The following is a 20,110-nucleotide window of genomic DNA, read 5'->3' on the forward strand; positions in this document are numbered from 1 at the left end:
ACTTGATAGGGCGGGTCTTTAGGAACACGGACTTCATAGAGGGCACAGTATGCGTGGATGAAAGTGCGCAACAATACAAAGTCCTTTCTACCGAAGCGATTTGCTGCCCTGCTTCCTTCTGATTACACGTCATCACGAGTAACCTTGTACTTGGCTAACTTCTACACAATCTTCTCGGTTCGGGACTCCCCTATAGATTGCATCTATGCTCGGCACAAAAAAAGCATCTTCATCCGTGATGGACGAGATACTTTTTTCTAACTGAAGTATTTAACATAGTTACTATATTGATCCTGTACCATTTCAAGTTTTTCATATAGCTTACGTGCATTTACATTATCTGTTGCGGTTTGCAGCGTCACATAGCGAGCATACTGCTGCTCACAATATTGAAATACCTTTTCCATCAATGCCTTGCCCACCCCTAGGCCCCTAGCATCTTCCGTTACATAGATATCATTTAAAATATACGCACGCTGTAAAGCAATAGAAGAAAATGTCGGATATAATTGTGCAAAGCCAATTGTTGTGCCATTTTCCACAGCTATAAAAATAACTGATTCTTTTAAAGCCAGTCGTAGTTGTAAAAAAGCCTTCGCACTGCTTACATCGGATTCAATCCCATAGAACTGGCGATATTCATCAAAAAGCACTGTTAGCTCTTCGAGTTCATTCATTGTTGCTTGAAGTATTTCCATTCCATTCTCCCCTTGTGTCTACCCATGAATGTCTTAAATTATGAATCTAGTTTTCATTATAAAGGAAATAATGGTATAAAGAAAAGAATTTCCATCCATTTCAAGCAAATATCCACTTCAGCATGGCTTTTCATCTAAGTATTCGGCAACTTTTTGCACAATATGCTTCCAGTTTAATTCCGCTCTTGCAAATGCTTGGAGGTGCTCGCATGTAGCAGCCAGTAATGCTTCCTGCTTTGTTACTTGCTGCAATGTGCGCCCTACACTTTGCCAATCATGTGTCGGATGAATCGTCCCAAAACGTTGATGATGGGTAATATCAGCAGCACCGTCAACATCGGTCGTAACGATATAACAGCCATTCTTAGCTGCTTCAGCAAATACGTGTGCATAACACTCTACTAACGAGGTAAGGCAAAAGATTTTGGCTTGCCTATACTCTACCTCTAATTGAAATTTATCGTAAATGGGTCCTACTAGCATTACTTGAGAGCCAAACGGATTTCCTTCAAGAATATCCTGTAACTCTTTCTTAAATTCGTCTGACATGGGGCCAACTAAACGGAATTCCCAATCTGAGAGCTCAGCGGCTAAAAACGCTTTTACAGCCAATATTATTTGTTTTTCAGGCGCATCTAAACGGCCTACTGTTAGTATTCTATTTGTTTTCTCGTTAAACGAAACAGGCTCTGTATGGAATAGTTCATAAAAGCCATTTGGTATATGTTTAATATCTAAATTCACAAATTGATGAAGAGACTTTTGAATGGCTTCACATTCAGAGGAAACAACATCGCAAAGTTGGAGCAACTCTACAAAATAAGGATAGGTCTTTAATCGATTTAACCAAAATCGATTGACATCCAACTTCATATAGATTTTACCGTTCGGATTGAATTTCTTATACGTCTTCAGTATTGACAAATAAGATGGATATGGTCCAATTGCAAATGCGATATCAATATCTTGTGCTTGTTCGATTAAGTAAGAATTCATATTCGCTTCATAATCATCTTGAAAAGGAATATGTTGAAAAGTAACTGAAGGAAATGTTTGTTTGAGTAGTTTTTCATTCATTTCAGTAGTTAAAATAGTTACATCATATCCTAAATATTCTCCTAATAAAATAGGAACAAGGCAAAGGTCTTTGAACATATGTGCGTCAGAGAGCTTATACGATTCCACACTGCAAATAAAAGCTATTTTTTTTGACATAGTACCCCCCTTATAAAAAAACTCTAAATATAGCATATGTAGTCTCCGCAAATAAGGTGAAAAATTATCGTTTATTGGGGCAGAAACAACCTCCTTGTTGTCATTTTAATTTTCTTATTAGCTGTAGTTTTATAAGCTAAAAATGGCTTCGTTTACTATTTAAACTATCGTGTCAAAACTCTAATTCCAAAATGAACAATAGCCTACAGAACAAATCAATATATGCATATGGTAAAAAAGAGAGTCTTTGTGTAGATCATTAACGTATCTCTTCGTTCCCTTTATCTTTAATAATAGATTCACATAAGACTAATGAAATGAACAAAGAATTGAGGGTGCTCATGAATATTAGTTTTTTAACACCTGCTTACAATAGTGAAGAATGGATTTTAACATTGCTCGATAGTATTCCTAAAGAATATGCCTATGAAATTATCGTTTGTGATGATGGATCAACCGACAAGACATTAGCTATTTTACAAGCCTATCAACAAACATGTCCTTCATTAAAAATATTAGTCAACCAAATCAATATCGGTGCTAGTGAGTCCTATAATCGATGTATCGCAGAAGCAACGGGCGATTATGTAGCTATCATTGATAGTGATGATCACTATTTGCCGGCCATTAAAGACGTTTTGGCACAAGTAGATGGTCAATTTGACATCTATTACTACAACATGTTAACGAAAGCTGGCTATACATTTATTAAAAACGAAGAAAATCGTTATTCATTGCCTGGACAATTTAAAATCATTCGCAGAAGTTTAATAGGTGATGCAAAGTTTACGAAAAGAAAAGATATTGCTGGGGATTGGGACTTTAATTGCGCATTAATGAATAAAAAACCTACATGTAAATATACAGAAATAGTGGCCTACTGGTACAACTTTCCAAGAGAAAATTCAGAATACGATTTACATTTAAGAGGATTGAAATAAGGAGGTGCAAACATACAATACGATGTTTAAGGATAAAATATTGTTGATAACTGGCGGTACTGGTTCATTTGGTAATGCCGTATTACAAAGGTTTTTGCATACTGATATAAAGGAAATTCGAATTTTCTCAAGAGATGAGAAAAAGCAAGAGGATATGCGTATTTTATATCAAAATAATAAAATCAAATTTTATATCGGTGATGTTCGCGACATTCAAAGCATCCACAATGCAATGTATGATGTAGACTTTGTATTCCATGCTGCAGCTCTAAAACAAGTTCCCTCCTGTGAGTTTTTCCCACTTGAAGCTGTCAAAACGAATATTCTAGGCACAGATAATGTATTGACTGCAGCTATGCAGGCAGGCGTTAAAAAAATAATATGTCTTTCCACCGATAAAGCCGCCTACCCTGTTAATGCAATGGGCATTTCTAAAGCAATGATGGAGAAAACATTCATTGCCAAGTCAAGGATGGTTCATTCCGCTAAAACTTTAATTTGCGGAACGCGATATGGTAACGTTATGGCTTCACGCGGCTCCGTCATTCCCCTCTTCATCGAACAAATAAAGACTGGTAAAGCACTAACTATTACTGATCCAAAAATGACGCGTTTTATGATGAGCTTAGATGAAGCAGTTGAATTAGTATTATACGCCTTCTTACATGCCGATAACGGGGACATCATGGTGCAAAAATCACCGTCAGCGTACATTGAAGATTTAGCACAAGCACTTCTGGAAATTTTTCAAGCTCCCAATAAAATTCAAATTATTGGCACACGTCATGGAGAAAAAAAATATGAGGTGCTCTTAACAAAGGAGGAAGCAGCTAAAGCGATTGACATGGGTAATTTTTATAGAATCCCAGCAGACAACCGGGATTTAAATTATGGCAAATACCTTGATGAGGGCTCTCCTAAAATTACTTTAACAGATGAATATAATTCGAATAATACGAAAATACTTTCCATACAAGAAATCAAGGAAAAGTTATTAAAGCTCTCGCTCATTCAAGAAGAACTACATAATTGGACGGGAGGAAAACCTTGAAATTTTTAGTTCTTGGCGCAACGGGGATGGCTGGCCATACAATCTCCTTATTTTTAACTATGCAGGGGCATGATGTCACAACTTATTCAAGATCAGTCTTTCCCTATGGAAAAAACATAACTGGTGATATTACGGATTATGCTTTTTTACAGCAGCTTTTGCTAGATGACTATGATGTGATCATCAATTGCCTAGGCGTTTTAAATGAAGCATGTAATGACAACCGTACAAAAGCTGTTTTTCTAAATAGCTATTTACCACATGCCATTGTTGCTCTACTGAAGAATACCAATACAAAGCTATTTCATATGAGTACGGATTGTGTGTTTTCAGGTAAAGCAGCACCTTATAATGAAAACAGTTTGCCTGACGGTGAAACCTTTTATGATCGCACAAAGGGATTAGGGGAAATTGACAGCGTTGAGCATTTAACGTTTCGAAACTCCATCATTGGTCCTGATATGAATGAAAATGGTATTGGACTCTTTAATTGGTTTATGAAACAAAAAGGCCCTATTAACGGTTATACTGGTGCTATTTGGACGGGTGTCACCACCTTATCCTTAGCAAAGGCAATGGAACGAGCAGCAATGGAAGGAACAACCGGCCTCTACCATCTCGTGAATGCTGTAAGTATAACTAAGTTTGATTTACTACAATTATTCAATAAACACTTTAAAGGTAATCAAATGACGATTCACCCCTCTCCTTTAGTTAAGCTAGATAAAACTTTAATCAATACTCGAAATGATTTTTCATATAAGGTTCCTAGCTACGAAGAAATGATTATTGACATGAAGGACTGGATTTTGACGCATAAAGACTTATATCCTCACTATTTTAAATGAGACACACATTTAGTGCTCAATACATCCAACAGCTCCTTGTACCACAAAGAATGTTGTCTTTTACCCTTCTAACAGCTAGAGCATAAAAACCTCCAGTTTCCTTAACATCCAGAAAAGTCGAATCCTATTTTGGGTTCGACTTTTTCCTAATGATTATCTGAAAAATCTTTACTTTGCCGGCATACCACGTTTAATGACTCCTTGCCAAAGCGGTCTTCAATCTGAGCCAGTATTTCCTGGGCAATACTAGGGGCATGTCTTTCCTTACTTAATGCTGTGATATCCATATACCCCGTTGATTTCCGCTACGGCGGACGCTTTTTGCGGACATCGCTTCAGTCTCCTCGTCGCTACGCTTCTGCGGGGCCTTCAGCTCATGCTATTCTTTGCTAAAGTCGCCGCCTGCACTCCAATCCACTAGTGTAGGTCAAGTTGAGCGACCAAGTATTGATCCTATTGTTCTAGTTAAAAATGACGTTTATTCATTATGTATTTGGTATTTGTTCTAAGCGTCAGACGATGAAAGAAATCCAATCTAACATGGCGTATCGTTGGTTTTAGGATTTGGCTTTCATACCGAAGTGCCAAATTTCTTAACCTTCAGTAAAAATTATGAGATTATTAAGCGCTGACCATGTCTTTATGGATTCGACACATGTGAAAGCGAGTGCGAACAAGAACAGGCGTAAATTTGACAAGAAAATCTTGCGTAAGGAAACACGTGCATATGAGGCAAAATGGCGAGAGTAACACGCTACGAACAATTATTTTTGCCGTTTTTTTACTTTTCGATGTCGCTTTTTCAAATTCATGGCAACAAATACACGTTCAATTTTTCATTGTCCACTCGGTCTTGATTCAGCAATTCTTGGTACGAATATTCCTGATAAAATCGAGTAGGAGGGAGTGATTAACTCCCGACCTCTCACACCACCGTACGTACGGTTCCGTATACGGCGGTTCAATTAAGATGAATAACGCAAAGTTTCGTAACGAACTTGCAGACTTTTCAGCCCTTGGCCATTCCAATAGGAATTGCCGAGGGTTCTGTGTAATATGGGGCTTTTTGAGATGCGCCAGTATCCTTTTCGGGTATTACCCCATTCGTACGCTTTTCCGTATGGAACTTTTAAACGAATGAGATTCCGCGTCGCCACGGACACCCTTGCTCTTGGCTAACCTCTACTTCTGTCTTCGGGGTTCGGGACTTGCACCCTATAGTTCATACGCATGCCGGGCGCACATTTAAAAAGGTATTCGGAATAATCACATTCCGAATACCAAAGCAATTTGTAATACTTAGACTTACAATAGACATTATTGATTCATTGTTAAAACTGTTTTAGCAATATTTTTATCTAAATCTTCAAAGTCATTATAGGAAATCGTTTCATATAATTCACTTCTGGATTGCATATCCTCAATAGCTTCTTTTTGGGTTCCCGTATTTTTTATTAATTCAAATACTCGTTCATATGCTTTTGCTGCTACTCTCATTGATGTAACGGGGTAAATAACCATGGAATAGCCCATTTTTTTAAACTCCTTGGCTGTATAATAAGGTGTTTGACCAAATTCGGTCATGTTTGCTAATAATGGAGCATCTACTTCTTGTCCAAATTGTTTAAATTCTTTTTCATTTTGTAGGGCTTCTGGGAAAATAGCATCAGCTCCAGCTTCTACATAGGCTTTTGCGCGGATGAGAGCCTGTTCTAAACCTTCTACAGATCTTGCATCGGTACGCGCAATAATTACCATGGTAGGCGCTATTTGTTTAATCATTTTTATTTTTTGTATCATGTCATCTTGAGAAACGAGTGTTTTTCCATTCAAATGCCCACATTTTTTGGGTAAATTTTGATCTTCTAACTGTACGGCTGCCACTCCTGCCTCTACCATTTCACGAGCAGTGCGAGCAACATTTAATACACCACCAAAACCAGTATCGATATCCACTAGCATTGGTAAATTCGTAGCTCGGATAATGTCTCTAGCACAATCTGCTACTTCATTCGAATAAATCATGCCTAAATCAGGTAAGCCACGACTCGCTGTATACGCAGCTCCAGATAGATACAATGCCTTAAAGCCTACTTTTTTAGCCATTAAGCCGGCCATTGCATCATGAGCTCCTGGTATTTGTAAAATATTTGAACGAGTAATTAAAGCTCGAAATTGTTCTGCCAATTGTTTTTGTGAAACAGATTCATTCACAATCCACGCCATCTACAAAAAACCTCCCATCTATTGTTGAACAAATAAATCAACAAATTCATGTACATAACTATTTTCGACTAGTTCTTTATCGGCACATACCTTATTTATTTTATTAGATTGTTTTTGTGAATAGTGAGTACTTATATTTTGCCGGAATTTATCGATGATTTGAGGGAATGCTTCCTCACGTCGGAAACGATGTCCTAAAGGATATTCACACTCTACTAATTCTGACGATGTACCATCTTTGTAGTAAACCTGAACAGCATTGGCAATAGAACGTTTCTCTGGGTCTAAATAGTCGACTGTATATTGTGAATTTTCAACAATAACCATTTTTTTTCTCAGTTCATCTATGCGTGGATCAGCAGCCACGTTATCTTCATAATGGTCTGCCGTAATATCACCAAAGATTAGCCCAATTGCTGTAATGTATTGAATACAGTGATCACGATCAGCTGGATTATTTAGCGGTCCCTCTTTATCGATGATACGAATGGCTGATTCATGTGTCGTAAGCTGAATTTTTTCAATATCATCTAAGCGATTTGTCACTTCATGATGTAAATGTACGGCACATTCCGCAGCAGTTTGCGCATGAAATTCAGCTGGGAAAGAAACTTTAAAAAGAACATTTTCCATGACATAAGAGGCAAGCGGTCTTGCAAGCTTTAATTCTTGTTTGTTAAAGAGCACATCTTGGAATCCCCAGCCAGGTGCAGATAATGCAGTTGCATACCCCATTTCCCCCTTCACGGCCATCATGGCTAATTGTACTGCCCTACTTGTTGCATCTCCAGCAGCCCAAGATTTTCTTGATCCTGTATTAGGTGTATGTCGATATGTTCTTAGGCTTGAATTATCAATCCAAGCATTTGACAATGCATTAATTATTTCTTGACGAGATCCCCCTAATACCTTTGTCACAACAGCTGTTGTAGCAATTTTGACATATAATACGTGATCTAACCCAACACGATTCAGGCTATTTTCTAGAGCTAAAACGCCTTGTATTTCATGGGCTTGTATCATCATTTCTAAAACGTCTTTCATTTTAAAAGGCTCTTTACCTTCTGCAATACGTACGCGACTCAAATAATCTGCAACGGCCAAAATACCACCTAAATTATCAGAAGGATGTCCCCATTCAGCCGCCAGCCATGTATCATTGTAATCTAACCAACGAATCATGCATCCAATATTGAAAGCCCCTTTCACTGGATCAAGGACATAAGAAGTTCCTGGGACACGTGAACCATTTGGAACTACTGTACCTTGAACAACAGGTCCAAGGAGTTTCGTACATTCTGGGTACTGTAAGGCCAAAATGCCGCAACCCAAAGTATCTAGTAAAACATAGCGTGCAGTTTCATATGCTTCTTCACTTGTAATGTTAGTATTTAATACATAATCCGCGATATCTGTTAATAATTGATCTGTCGTAGATATTTCATTCGTTTTAATCATCTTATCTTCCTTTCAACGCATGTATTTGATATACTAGTATGCCAATGGACATTGGTCAGAATGTCCATCAGCTTTAAGGCGAGTTGTTAAACGTTGATTACACTGTTAGTTCTTCAAGGTTATGACGCTCGCCAATATAAGTGACACGAGGTCTAAACAACCTATTATTCTCATGCTGTTCAATCACATGAGCACATAAGCCGACAGTACGTGAGCTAAAGAAAATTGGCGTATACATTTCAATAGGCAATCCAAGCATGTAATATACGGGAGCTGCGTAATAATCTAAATTTGGATACAATCCTTTTTCCTGCACCATCATTTTTTCACCGACTTCACACATGCGATATAATAGATCATCTCCTTGCTCTATACATAATTTGTGTAAAGCCTCTTTCATAATTTGCGCTCTTGGGTCCATTTTTTTCATATACACACGATGGCCAAAGCCCATAATCTTTTCTTTGTTCTGCAGTTTATTTTTCAGCAATGTTTCAAAGCCTTCCACTGTCTTGGCTTCAAGAAGCATATACATCACTGCCTCGTTCGCTCCGCCATGCAAATTTCCTTTCAATGATGCTACAGCTCCAGTTAAAGCACCGTACAAATCAGATTGTGTAGAGGCAATGACACGGGCCGTAAACGTTGAATTGGGCATCTCATGTTCACTATATAAAACGAGCGATTGATCAAAGATTTCTTCTTCTAACGCAGTTGGTTTTCTTCCAGTAATCATGTAATAAAAATTGGCACTATAAGAAAGCTGACTATCTGTCTCTACGACCTCTTGACCATTCAACACACGATAGCTATTCGCTACGATATTTGGCATACCGCCTAAAAGCCTAAATGCTCGCTTCAAATTCATTTCAGTAGACCGATCATGGATTTGCTGATCGTAGCCTGCTAATATAGAAATACCTGTTCTAAGCCCATCCATAGCATGTGTCCCATTAGGTAATAACTTGAAAATTTGAAAAATCTCTTGTGGAACTTGATAACTTGATTTCAAAATGTCCTGTAACTCACCCCGTTGCTCAGTAGTCGGTATTTCTCCATGCAACAATAAGTACACAATGTCTAAATACGAATATCTCTGTGATAATTCAATCAAATCATAGCCCCTTATGACAATTTGACTTTGTACAGTATCTAAAAAAGATAATTTCGTCTCAGCGGCAATAATGCCATCGAGACCTGGTGAATAGTTTAACTCCATACATTCCAACCCCTTTGTTTTATCATTCTTGTAAGCGTTCACATTCATCGACAAAAGAACAACAAAAAAACAACTTCTACCCCTTTTAGAAGTTGTTAATCTACAAAAACATGACAGAGCAAAAAACAGTGAATTTAAACGAATTCACAACCATCATACAGTAGCTAACACCCCCTATCCTCGTAGGTACATTGATGCTTTCTTTAGTGGCAGGTCTCCTGACTTATGATCAACGTTACAATAACACCTTCCCATTTTGACAATCAAAACAGTGGTATTGTTATCTAACTCCCAAATACAGTTGCGGGACAGTGTTGGACTCTCACCAACTTCCCTTTTAATCAAATGAAATATATTCATTTGAACCACCAAAATTTAGCATATTCAATTTGTCTTTCAACCTTAACATAGAGGCTCAAAAACAAGCAATATAGACAAAATTCAGAAAAAACAAATAACTAAAAACTATTCTTCTTATTCAAAAGACTATTCTACATTTTTTAGCATTATTTCTCACAAAAAAGATTATTATTCCCTCGATTGAAAATGATTTAATTAACTTAATACTCAATGAATGTACGTACATACATTCGCTATAAATATATTAGTCGTTAACTAATCAACTTTTATATATGTTTTTTCTCTATCCTACGTCAAGGTATTTCTTGGAATATAACAGGACCTAATGTTAGTTAAATTACTTTGAAATCTTTTCATTTTACTGTGAGTACAGCTTTTCGAAATACTTAGCAAGCGCATCCACTATATCATCTTTCGAAAAGATCGCATTATTTATAGATTTGCTTCGAGTATACGTCTCCCAATCAGCTGTACGAATCATAACACTCACAGTGACACCGGCAAGTTTCTTTGCCTTTAATCTTTCTGCTACCTTTTCAGAAAGTGTTGAAATTATTTTATATAATTCATCTCTGTCTGTCGTATCATGAGACAACGTTGTTGAATTACCTACACTTTTTGTATCGTATATTGCTTGTGGATCGACAGGTCTATCATCTTCGCCATTCGCTTTTTGCTTCATGCGCAGACCATTAATGCCAAAGTTTTGCTTTAATGTATATTCATCAGCAACAGCTAGTTCCTCTATTTTTTGAATACCTAACTTCTTTAATTTCTCTGCCGTACTTTTACCAATGCCATGCATTTCAATTACATTCATCGGCCACAAAACTGTTGGCACGTCACGCTTACGCAGTATTGTAATACCCATCGGCTTTTTCATATCACTTGCCATTTTCGCCAAAAATTTATTCGGAGCAATGCCGATTGAACATGGCAGTTGAAGTTCGTTCCAGATTCTATCTTGCATTTTTTGTACGTGTTGCAATACATTTTGACCCTCGATTACAGGGAGTTGCAAATATCCTTCATCGATTGAAACTGGTTGCAGGATTTCGCTATACTCTTTTAACAAATTAAAAAAAGACTTCGACGCAGCTCTATATCGTTCAAAATTAGGAGGCAGCACAATTAACTCTGGGCACTTTCGGCGCGCCTCTCCGACATTCATGGTTGTATAAACGCCTCTTGCTCTTGCTTCGTAGCTACATGTTATAATGATCCCTCTACGTTCCTTTGGATTCCCTGCGATTGCGACTGGTTTTCCCTTTAGTGTAGGATCGTAAATTTGTTCGACAGAAGCATAGAAGCAATTAAGGTCAATATGTAAAATGATTCTTCCTTTGTTCATTTGTCATCACCCCATTAACTCAGCTACAGTTTTTTTTTTGAAGTTTGAATGGCGAAATCACTCGTATTAATTATTTCGTATCATTCCCCACCACTTGCCATGTTGAAAATTTTGTTAGAAATGCTCACACAAATATTGCATAACAGTATTCGTGTCAGTAAATATACTTTTATTTAGTTTCATTATACTAATCTTGAGTAATTAGTGTGTATTTAATGATTGATGTCCAAATGAATTTCAAGATTTTCTATTAAAATGACTACATCCATAAATACTCCTTGAGTAATTAAAAGAAGGATATTGGCTAGGAGTGCTAATCCCAATCAATATCCAAACTTCATTAAATTTATTATGACTACATTTAGTGAGAATTTAAGTTCCCAAGACTGCAAAGCTACTATTTTTAGACAATAAAAGTCTCGGATTTTTGAACACACAATAATCCGAGGCTTTTCAAAGTAAAGGTTAGTGTTTTTTCATCGAATAAAGGCAACTTTTATTTATAGAGAGACGCGCCAAAAGAATGCTGTTCAGCAAACCATACTTTGTATCCTTCAGTCCAATTTCATGCACAAATTATTTAAACTTGAATTATAACGGATTGTTAAAGATCTAACTCGTCTATTTATATAGTCCATTGCTGTGTTTATACGAACAGCAAACCTCAACTGAAAAGCCCCCATTGATAGACACAATCTTTCAATTGGGGTTGTTGCTTTTGAATTGAAGCAAACCTTACTTTATTGTTCTCCATCTTATTATAAGCTTTCATACACATAGGAGTTTATTGTAAATCAAGATGCATTTTCATTATTCTGATTATTGATTAAATTCTGTGTTCAATATATAATTTACTATGTTAGTAAAATATTACATAGAGGTGTAGGATGAAAGCTTTAGAACGTTTTAGTGAGTTTGGTAGCAAAACATTTGCTATTTGGGTGCTTCTTTTTGCAGCATTTGCCTTTTTTGTTCCAAGCGGTTTTTCTTGGATTGCAGCGTATATCACGATATTACTAGGTATTGTTATGTTTGGTATGGGATTAACAATAACGGTCGCAGACTTTAAAGAAGTATTAACCAGACCAAAAGATGTGGCGGTTGGTATAGTTGGTCAATTTCTGATTATGCCAAGTTTAGCCTTTTTATTGGTAAAAATATTTAACCTTCCACCAGAAATTGCAATCGGTGTTATTTTGGTAGGTTGTTGCCCAGGGGGTACATCATCAAATGTTATGACATTCCTCTCCAAAGGTGATGTAGCATTATCTGTGACAATTACATCCATCACAACTTTATTAGCCCCGATTGTGACACCTGGGCTTATTTATTTATTTGCAAGTGAGTACATTGATGTCGCACCTAGCGCACTCTTTATGTCGATTGTCAAAGTAATTATAATTCCGATTGCATTAGGCTTCATTGTACAGAAGCTCTTTAACAAGCAAGCCAAAGCAAGTGTGAAGGTGATGCCGCTTGTTTCTGTAGTAGCTATCGTTGCTATTGTGGCTGCTGTTGTTGCAGGCAATCAACAAAAGATTGCTGAAACTGGTTTGACTATCTTCGCTGTTGTTGTTTTACACAATAGTTTAGGATACTTAATCGGGTATTTATTTGGAAAAATGTTCGGTATGAACTTAGCGAAAAAGAAAGCTATTGCCATTGAAGTAGGAATGCAAAATTCGGGCCTAGGTGCGTCTTTAGCCGTTGCACATTTCTCTCCATTAGCAGCAGTACCAAGCGCAATTTTCAGTGTATGGCACAATATATCAGGTCCTATATTAGCAACCGTTTTTAGTCGTATGAAAGATAAGAATACGTGAATTAATTAAGACTCCGCACGCAGCATGTAAATATTTAGAAACTCTAGAAACTTTGGCTTTACGGGGAAAGAGTATTACTCACCGAAAAACTAATAAACTATGTGTGCTCAGACGATTGTTTTAGCGAGTTGACGGGGAATCCTCTCATCTCGATTCGTCTGAGTGCTTTTTTTGTAAAACGACAACAAATCTCACTACATGCTTGTCAATTATCAGCTTCACTCTTTCATTGACAAAAAGAAAAAGTATTTGCGTCCAACGTAATGTTAGCCACAAATACTTAGATGGAATTTTATAAAAAAACAAGCATATTAACAAAATTATATTTGTTGTTCTCGTAATACGTGCTTTAATACTTTGCCAGATGGGTTTCGAGGTAAGTCTTTTACGAATTCTACCATATGAGGTATCTTATATTTAGCCAATTTAGTTTTCGCAAAATCGATAACATCTTGTTCTGTGATTGCCCCTTCATCTACAAGTGCAATAATCGCTTTCGGGACCTCCCCATATACTTCATGCGGTATACCAATAACTGCTGCATCTAGCACTTGTGGTATTTGATACAGTACATTTTCCACCTCGATTGGATAAATGTTTTCACCACCACGAATAATCATATCTTTTTTTCGATCGACAATATACAAATACCCATCGTCATCTAAACGTCCTAAATCTCCCGTATATAGCCAGCCATCTATAATTACTTTTTTTGTTTCTTCTTCGTTCTTCAAATAACCTTTCATAATTTGTGGCCCTTTAATACAAATTTCCCCTACCTGTTCTGAAGGTAATTCTTGTCCATCATTATCTACTATTTTTATCTGCGTCCTTGCCAATGCTCTACCAACAGATCCTACTCGTTCTAATGCTGCATCATCCGTTAATGAAGTGCCTCCCGGGGTACTTTCTGTCTGTCCATATAGGTTTTGAATTTCAACGTTAGGAAATGATTCTTTTAATTGTTTAATAATTTCCTGTGGCATCGGTGCCGAGCCATACGCAAATTTTCTCACATGCTCAAACTGATAATTTGTCATATCCTTTTTTCCTAACAGGATGGCATACATTGTTGGTACACCTGTGAAGATTGTCACTCGTTCTTTAGTGATGCTCTGTAATGTTCGTTCTGGCGAGAAAGTTTCGTCAATAACAAGCGCTGCCCCACCACACATTGTCCCAACACCAATGACATGTAAACCCGCACAATGGAATAAAGGAATAGAGATATACACGCGATCTGTAGGTCGATATTGAAGGGCATCATGCCAAATTTCTGCTGCGTTTACAATATTGGCATGTGATAACATTACTCCCTTAGGATTGCCTGTCGTTCCTGATGTATATAAGATGACAGCAGTATCTTGTGGATTAAGTTCTATAGGAGTAAATGTATTTGGTCCATCAATAATTTCTCGAAGTTGTTGACGATTCAATTTCAATGCAAAATCATAATCGATTTGCTTACCTGTTTCATTTAATCTTTCATCATAGAACAAACCTTTAATTTCTGAATGATTAAAAATATACGCTAACTCAGCAGGTGCTAGTTTTGTATTGATCGGTAGAACCGTAAAGCCAGCCAATTGCACGCCATAATATACTGTCATAAAAAGATCTGAATTTAATAACATTAAACCGATGACATCACCTTTTTCAAAACCTTTTTGCTGTAAGTACCCTGCGATTTTTTGGACATTTGTATACAATGTCTCATAGCTAGTTTCATGACCTTCAAAAACAAGTGCCGTTGCTTGCGGCGTCTGCACTCCATGACTTTTCAAAATATCCGTAACAAAATTTGAACGACTTGTTATAACCGTTTTATCTTTCATCACATTTACCCCTCCTCACAAAAACTATTAATAAATTAAAATTAACACACAAAGCAGAAAACAATAAATATTAAGTAGAATTACCGAACGTTCACTGTGTTGACCAAAAGGTATAAGAGCGTATACCATACTTCGTTTTATAATGGTCATGTCCATTTTGGTGTAATACATATTTCACGAACTTAGCTAGGCGCGTTTCAATCAACAAACGCATAGTCTCCATCACTGTCGAGTAAATCCTTTAATATTGTTAAGGCTTGTTCTAGCTGCGCGCTATTTTCTGGCGCTGTTATCGCTAAGCGAACTGCATTTACCGGTTTTGCATTTCCTACAGCAAAGCGTTCCGCCGCATAAACTTGTACCCCTGCCTTCGATGCGAGCAACTCAAACTGTACACCAGTAAATTTTTTGGGTAGCAAAAGCCATCTAAATATACATTCCCCATCCCCTAAAACTGTGTAACCATGTAAATACTGATTAACAAGCGCATTTTGTTGCTGTGCATACAAACGATGTTTCTCTAATATCGTTTGTGCAACGCCATCTTGAATCAGCCGTGCTGTAAGTTCCACCATAACAGGAGATACGGAAATATTGATATTATAAAGCGTCTCCATAATTTTCTTCCTAAGGGCTGTAGGTGTGACAATAAAGGATAGCCTTAGCCCAGGAGAAATGGTCTTTGATATACTGGCAATATAAATTATCTTATCAGGTGCATAAGTAGCAATCGGTGCAAGTGGTTGTTCTTTTAAAAAACTATAGATGGCATCCTCAATGACGATTAAACCTGTTTGCTTCGCTACTTCCGCGATCATTTTTCTTGTTGCCATAGTCATCGTATGAGTTGTTGGATTATGAAAATCTGGAATGACATAAAGACCCTTTATATGCTCATTTTTGCAAGCATACAATAGTCCTTCTCTGGTCATTTCTCCATTTCTTTGTTGAATCGCTACAAGTTGGATGCCGAGCATATTGGCCGCTGTTTTTATACCCGCATATGTAATTGGATCTGTGCCGATTCGGTCCCCTGGCTGAAATAATGCAGCTAATGTACCAACGATGGCATTTTGACCTCCCGCTGCAAGTAATACAGGTTGATCGATTTGATAGCCGACCTTTTCTAGTAGTTTCGTTGCTGCCTCGGTTTGCCAGGCATTACCCTCTGGTCGTCCGTATTGAAATAACTTGCTGAAATTAGGATCATTCAGCATTTTTTTCATGTAACGCGTAATTTCCTCATTCGCATGATTTTCTGGCAACACGGAGCCCATCTCAATAATGTGCGATGAATTACTTGTCGGTAATAAAATTTTATTCGTTGCTGCATCTGATGAAACGAACGTTCCACTCCCAATAGAAGCATATATAAGCCCCTTCTGCCCACAAAGTTTAAACGCTCGAGTAATCGTGCTTAAGTTCACATCTAAAAAATCGGCTAACTCTCGTTGTGGCGGTAGTTTCGTCCCTGGTGATAATTGCCCATCTTTAATATCTTGTTCAAGCTGCTCGGCTATTGCTATATATAACGGCGCTGAAATATTGCTTATATCTGGCTTCCAGCTCATTGGATATTCCTCAAATGAATTAACTGGCATATTCAAGCTCCTTCTTTCTCTTCGTGCATTTGCATACAATATTATAATTGTCTTGCATACAATCATAATATTGTATGCAAATGATTACAATGATATAATTTTTAAAAAATCAGAAAAAAGGAACGATAAATTATGCAATATTCAGAAAGAATTTTAAAAACACCATCATCATTCATCCGAAACATTTTGAAAGTAACCGATGCAGTGGATGTCATTTCCTTTGCGGGCGGACTTCCAAACCCAATCTCATTCCCAATCGATGCTTTAAGGGCATCTGTTGACCATGCAATTAGCGAAAATGGTAGTAAACTGTTCCAATATTCATCTACTCAAGGCTATGCACCACTTCGCGAATATATCGCTGCCAAATACCAACGTCTGCACGACTTAGATATCAACGCAGATGATGTATTCATTACAACTGGTTCACAGCAAGCACTTGAACTCATTGGGAAAGTACTCATTAACAAAGGTGATGGCATTGTCATCGAGGAACCTGGCTACTTAGGCGCTATTCAAGCATTCACATTAAGTGAGCCAACTTTCTATGGTGTAACTCTTGAAAATGATGGTCTTAACTTAGAAGAATTAGAGACTGCCTTACAACAACCAAACGTAAAATTCGTCTATACTGTACCCAACTTCCAAAATCCAACGGGACTGACATATTCAAAAGAAAAACGTGAGCAAATTTGCGAGATTGTATCAAAATATGACGTAGCTTTAATCGAGGATGATCCGTATGGAGAATTACGATTCCAAGGCGAACCACTTCCTTACATTGGTGCTGGTAAATTAGATAATAGTATTTTATTAGGTTCTTTCTCTAAAACGGTCACACCGGGTATGCGCCTAGGCTTCATCATTACGAAGAATAAAGAGTTGATGCAACATATTGAAACAGCAAAGCAAGCAACTGACCTACACACAAATATTTTCTCACAATATGTCATTTATGATTATTTAGCAAATAATGACTATACTGAACACGTAAAAAAAATTATTTCATTATATAAAAACCAATCAGATGCTATGCTAGAGGCCATTCAGGAGTTCTTCCCTGCACACGTTGATTACACACGACCAGATGGCGGGATGTTCATCTGGGCTACAATGAATAATGGTGCTTCATCTTTAGACGTATTCCAAAAAGCGATGGAACAAAAGGTTGCCTTCGTTCCTGGCGACCCATTCTACACTTCTAAAACAAATGTTAATACAATGCGTCTTAATTATACGAATGCAACACCGGAAGTCATCCGCGAAGGTATTAAACGATTAGGTAGTATTTTATAAACAAGTAATCAACCGTATGAGCGCTGACAACGCTTATACGGTTTTTTTCCATGATATTAATTTTTAATAGAAAAAAATGCTTGCTTAAATGAATTCTTTTCATCCTAAATCACCGTTAATAACAGTACATGACAGTTAGCTTGGATAATAAATGGTCATGCTTAATCGGGTCAATGTTTCCCCAGGATTACAATATGTGTGGGGTCGATCGGCTTTAAATCTAATGGAGTCCCCACTTTTTAATTTATATGCGCTTTCATTGACACGAATAGTTACCTCACCATCAAAAACTGTGATGAATTCCTCAGTACCTTCTCTATGGGCATCTGCACTTAATTTTCCGTTCTTTTCAATTTCGATAGTGTAAATTTCAAAGCGACTATCTTCTTGGAAAGGAAAATAAGGATAAACTTTATATCTTCCATTGTCTTCAGATAATACTTGAACATCATCCCTTAGAATAACTTTCGTATCAGGCTGTGGATTATTTATTAGGGCCGTAAAAGAGATCTTTAGTCCATTCGCTATTTTCCATATCGTTGTAAGAGTTGGGCTTGACTCTCCTCGTTCAATTTGTCCTATCATCGTTTTACTTACTCCACTTAATTGAGAAACTTTTTCCAAACTTAATTTCTCTTGCTCTCTAATCGCTTTTAAATTTCTTGCAAGAATAAGATGAATTTCTTCCATAAACTCACTCCTATAATTTGTACAATATAACGGTCTTTATGTATAATAAAAAGACCGACGCTATACCGTTCTTTTCGGACATTATAGCATACGAAGTAAAAGGAGGGTCAAATATGCCTTTATTTTCATTTTTATTATTTGTTTTTATCACGAGTTTTACTCCAGGTCCCAACAATATCATGGCAATGGCGTATGCAAATAAACATGGATTAAAGAAAACCTTGCCATTTTGTCTAGGTGTAGGCATAGGATTTTTCGTCATTACACTACTATGTAGTCTTTTTAATATTGCCTTAACAAATGTTATGCCTATTATTGAACATCCTTTAACAATTTTTGGGGTATGTTATATGCTATACCTAGCTTATAAAATCCTTGCTAGCAAAGACAGCGGCAACGAAAACACTGAAATTACTAACAATTTACTGCTAATGGCTATGCTGCTACAGTTTGTTAATCCGAAGGGCATTTTATTTGGTATTACTGTAGTAGCAACCTTCATCCTTCCCTATTATTCTTCTTACTTAAGCTATTTTCTTTTTTCATTATTTTTAGGAATGGTCGGTATGATGAGTACATATAGCTGGGGTCTATTTGGTTCCGCATTTCAAAAACTGCTATTGCAATATAGACGACAATTTAATATCGTTATGGCCATCTTACTAGTGTACAGTGCCTTTTCGATACTGATGAACTAGAAGGAAGAAGAAAAACAAGGGGATATTGTGGCAATACTATCGCAGCACGATAGTTTTCGATTAAAAAAAATCTGCCAGTTTTCCGACGGGGGCGTGAACAGGAAACTTCTACAGATGCTCAAGCTCTGGAGGGGTTTGCTGCTTACCTCGGAAATCTAGCAGAATATAGTTGTTTAGCATATTCTGTTTACCTTATTGTCATAGGACATTCCCAATCGAAACATCCAATGATGAGTTATTTTGTATACGTTAAAACGGCGTTTTTCTTAAATTTAGCTAATGCTTTCGTTGCTTCAACTTTATCTGTATATTCAAAAATACGAACTTCCTTTTTCTCAAAGACTGTAATAACCCACATTGTAAAATCTCCCTTCAAAATTGTTTTTTTCATATAAATCATCTAAAAATATGATGCTTCAATCAAACTGTCTTATCTTGCTTAATTCCTATTCTACGCCGATTTCCTCAAAAAGAAATAGGTATGTGAAGCCCTTCACAAACTGTTCAAATTCAAAACGCTTTCATTGAACAAATTGTGAAAATCAGCTTTTTTTAGGCATAACGTGTTTATGTTTCATCGCCAGGACTATGCCTCTTTTCTATCCGTCACTTTGGAGATTCTATCCGTCATTTACTCGTTACTATCCGTCACTTTAAGCATTCTATCCGTCATTTACTCGTTTTTATCCGTCTGCCATCATAAAAGACCATATGCACCCCTTTTCCACGACGCACATACGGCCTTTCCATGTTGATGATAATTAAATTAGTTGTAGCAGTAATAATTTTTCATTAAGGTT

General features: G+C 37.0%; 16 protein-coding genes, 2 pseudogenes and 1 riboswitch. Of the genes and pseudogenes, 7 read left to right on the forward strand and 11 right to left on the reverse strand.

Annotated elements, in window-relative coordinates:
* Positions 1–257: 257 nt before the first annotated feature.
* Both H131_RS13310 and H131_RS13315 read right to left on the reverse strand, forming a co-directional pair.
* On the reverse strand, positions 258–698 hold the full coding sequence (locus H131_RS13310) for a GNAT family N-acetyltransferase (RefSeq protein ID WP_010859685.1): 441 nt from the start codon (positions 696–698) through the stop codon (positions 258–260).
* Between the two features lie 117 nt (positions 699–815).
* Entirely contained in the window at positions 816–1,913 is a 1,098-nt protein-coding gene (locus tag H131_RS13315; RefSeq protein WP_010859686.1) for a glycosyltransferase family 4 protein, read from the reverse strand.
* Between the two features lie 341 nt (positions 1,914–2,254).
* On the opposite strand from H131_RS13315, the gene H131_RS13320 reads away from it, so the two are divergent.
* The 4 genes and pseudogenes from H131_RS13320 to H131_RS24525 form a co-directional block, all read left to right on the forward strand.
* Positions 2,255–2,854 carry a glycosyltransferase family 2 protein gene (locus H131_RS13320; protein ID WP_010859687.1) on the forward strand — a complete coding sequence of 200 codons (600 nt, stop codon included), beginning with the start codon at positions 2,255–2,257 and terminating at the stop codon, positions 2,852–2,854.
* Between the two features lie 22 nt (positions 2,855–2,876).
* Entirely contained in the window at positions 2,877–3,905 is a 1,029-nt protein-coding gene (locus H131_RS13325; protein WP_010859688.1) for a polysaccharide biosynthesis protein, read from the forward strand.
* A complete protein-coding gene (locus H131_RS13330) occupies positions 3,902–4,753 on the forward strand; it encodes an SDR family oxidoreductase (RefSeq protein ID WP_010859689.1) in 852 nt (283 codons plus the stop codon). Before H131_RS13325 ends, H131_RS13330 begins: the two co-directional genes overlap by 4 nt.
* A gap of 437 nt (positions 4,754–5,190) precedes the next feature.
* Positions 5,191–5,491 (forward strand): annotated as a pseudogene (locus H131_RS24525) (transposase); the annotation flags it as partial.
* Positions 5,492–5,718: 227 nt separating this feature from the next.
* Here the strand turns inward: H131_RS24525 and H131_RS25440 are convergent.
* The 5 genes and pseudogenes from H131_RS25440 to H131_RS13350 form a co-directional block, all read right to left on the reverse strand.
* Positions 5,719–5,928, reverse strand: a pseudogene (locus H131_RS25440) (group II intron reverse transcriptase/maturase); the annotation flags it as partial.
* A 142-nt stretch (positions 5,929–6,070) separates the two neighbouring features.
* Positions 6,071–6,979, reverse strand: coding sequence for a methylisocitrate lyase (gene prpB, locus H131_RS13335; protein ID WP_010859690.1), 909 nt, complete (start codon positions 6,977–6,979; stop codon positions 6,071–6,073).
* Positions 6,980–6,997: 18 nt separating this feature from the next.
* Positions 6,998–8,437 (reverse strand): 2-methylcitrate dehydratase, encoded by a 1,440-nt coding sequence (prpD, locus tag H131_RS13340; protein ID WP_010859691.1) that lies wholly within the window; start codon positions 8,435–8,437, stop codon positions 6,998–7,000.
* Positions 8,438–8,534: 97 nt separating this feature from the next.
* On the reverse strand, positions 8,535–9,656 hold the full coding sequence (gene mmgD, locus H131_RS13345; RefSeq protein ID WP_010859692.1) for a citrate synthase: 1,122 nt from the start codon (positions 9,654–9,656) through the stop codon (positions 8,535–8,537).
* A gap of 191 nt (positions 9,657–9,847) precedes the next feature.
* Positions 9,848–10,041, reverse strand: a riboswitch (cobalamin riboswitch).
* Between the two features lie 333 nt (positions 10,042–10,374).
* Complete coding sequence (locus tag H131_RS13350) at positions 10,375–11,367, reverse strand: DNA polymerase IV (RefSeq protein ID WP_010859693.1); 993 nt, start codon at positions 11,365–11,367, stop codon at positions 10,375–10,377.
* Between the two features lie 887 nt (positions 11,368–12,254).
* Between H131_RS13350 and H131_RS13355 the strand changes: the two genes are divergently transcribed.
* Positions 12,255–13,190, forward strand: a complete 936-nt coding sequence (locus tag H131_RS13355; protein WP_010859694.1) for a bile acid:sodium symporter family protein — start codon at positions 12,255–12,257, stop codon at positions 13,188–13,190.
* Positions 13,191–13,510: 320 nt separating this feature from the next.
* Here the strand turns inward: H131_RS13355 and H131_RS13360 are convergent, their stop codons facing one another.
* Both H131_RS13360 and H131_RS13365 read right to left on the reverse strand, forming a co-directional pair.
* Positions 13,511–15,025 carry a class I adenylate-forming enzyme family protein gene (locus H131_RS13360; protein WP_010859695.1) on the reverse strand — a complete coding sequence of 505 codons (1,515 nt, stop codon included), beginning with the start codon at positions 15,023–15,025 and terminating at the stop codon, positions 13,511–13,513.
* 197 nt (positions 15,026–15,222) lie between these two features.
* Positions 15,223–16,626 (reverse strand): aminotransferase-like domain-containing protein, encoded by a 1,404-nt coding sequence (locus H131_RS13365; RefSeq protein WP_010859696.1) that lies wholly within the window; start codon positions 16,624–16,626, stop codon positions 15,223–15,225.
* A 132-nt stretch (positions 16,627–16,758) separates the two neighbouring features.
* Between H131_RS13365 and H131_RS13370 the strand changes: the two genes are divergently transcribed.
* Positions 16,759–17,922 carry an aminotransferase-like domain-containing protein gene (locus tag H131_RS13370; protein ID WP_010859697.1) on the forward strand — a complete coding sequence of 388 codons (1,164 nt, stop codon included), beginning with the start codon at positions 16,759–16,761 and terminating at the stop codon, positions 17,920–17,922.
* Positions 17,923–18,057: 135 nt separating this feature from the next.
* Here H131_RS13370 and H131_RS13375 read toward each other — a convergent pair whose 3' ends face one another.
* Complete coding sequence (locus H131_RS13375; protein WP_010859698.1) at positions 18,058–18,612, reverse strand: helix-turn-helix domain-containing protein; 555 nt, start codon at positions 18,610–18,612, stop codon at positions 18,058–18,060.
* A gap of 113 nt (positions 18,613–18,725) precedes the next feature.
* On the opposite strand from H131_RS13375, the gene H131_RS13380 reads away from it, so the two are divergent.
* Positions 18,726–19,310: a LysE family transporter gene (locus H131_RS13380; protein WP_010859699.1), complete on the forward strand. Its 585-nt coding sequence runs from the start codon at positions 18,726–18,728 to the stop codon at positions 19,308–19,310.
* 235 nt (positions 19,311–19,545) lie between these two features.
* Here the strand turns inward: H131_RS13380 and H131_RS25890 are convergent, their stop codons facing one another.
* Entirely contained in the window at positions 19,546–19,668 is a 123-nt protein-coding gene (locus tag H131_RS25890) for a hypothetical protein (protein ID WP_268891036.1), read from the reverse strand.
* Between the last annotated feature and the right edge of the window lie 442 nt (positions 19,669–20,110).

Source organism: Lysinibacillus sphaericus OT4b.31, assembly GCF_000392615.1.
Classification (GTDB): domain Bacteria; phylum Bacillota; class Bacilli; order Bacillales_A; family Planococcaceae; genus Lysinibacillus; species Lysinibacillus sphaericus_B.